Source organism: Nocardioides sp. CPCC 206348, from assembly GCF_048654705.1.
GTDB lineage: Bacteria > Actinomycetota > Actinomycetes > Propionibacteriales > Nocardioidaceae > Nocardioides.
In genome coordinates this window covers 1-798 of record NZ_JBMCZA010000073.1, presented here as the reverse complement: position 1 = coordinate 798, position 798 = coordinate 1, and the positions used below count along the sequence as shown (strand labels likewise).

General features: G+C 64.5%; 2 protein-coding genes. Both read right to left on the bottom strand.

What is annotated here, in order from left to right:
* Positions 1-591, bottom strand: a 591-nt coding sequence (locus ACOADB_RS03415) for an SMODS domain-containing nucleotidyltransferase (RefSeq protein ID WP_378596530.1), incomplete at its 3' end; no start/stop codon positions are given.
* Positions 592-605: 14 nt separating this feature from the next.
* On the bottom strand, positions 606-798 hold a 193-nt coding region (locus ACOADB_RS03410), incomplete at its 5' end, for a hypothetical protein (RefSeq protein WP_378596529.1).

Below are 798 nucleotides of genomic sequence, written 5' to 3'. Positions count from 1 at the left end.
GTCGTGCGCCATGACCTCGAGGAGGAACGACGGCTCGACCTTGTCGCCGAGCTCGCGGTTGGCTGCCTTGACCATCTTCACGAACGGGACGAACTTCTCGTCGCACGCCTTGTTCTTCGCGGTCGAGATCTGGTGGTGGGTCTTGGGGTTGGTCGCGAGCCAACGGCCGCGGTCGGGGTCGGGAATGAACCAGCCGCCGCCCTTGCGGGCGTAGGCGGGGACTACCTCCATGGAGGTGACGGCGTCCTCGGGGCCGAACGGGATGACGACGGCCATTCCGTCGATGAACGCCTTGGACCACTTCACCTGGAGGACCTTGAGGAGCTCGTTGAGGACGGTGATGGGTACCTCGTTGCGGAGGTAGCCCTGGGCGCCGGTGGGGCTGATCTCGACGAAGATGTCGACGTCCTTGAGGGGCTTTGTCTTCGTGGAGCGGCGGTATGAGCCGGTGAGGAAGTCGTCGTCGAGGTCCCACTTGGTGCGGAGGTAGTCGCGGATGTTGGTGTGGCGGGTGATGGCTGCGGTCTCCTCGGTCTGGGTGATCTCGAGGTTGGACTGGAGTTTCTTGAAGGCGTCGCCGATGACACTCATGCTGTTCCTGCCGTTCAGTCGTAGATGCTCATGGACGCGGTGGCGCCCGGGGCGGTTGCGAGGGTTCCGGCGCTGGTGGAGCGGAGGCCGGAGCGGTCCGACGACGTTCCCTTGGACCAGCCCGGCATTTCGGTGTGATAGCCGTAGAATTTCGCGAAGAGCCTCGTCCGGGTGGTCGCGGGGAGTGCCGCGTACTTGGTGAGGAAC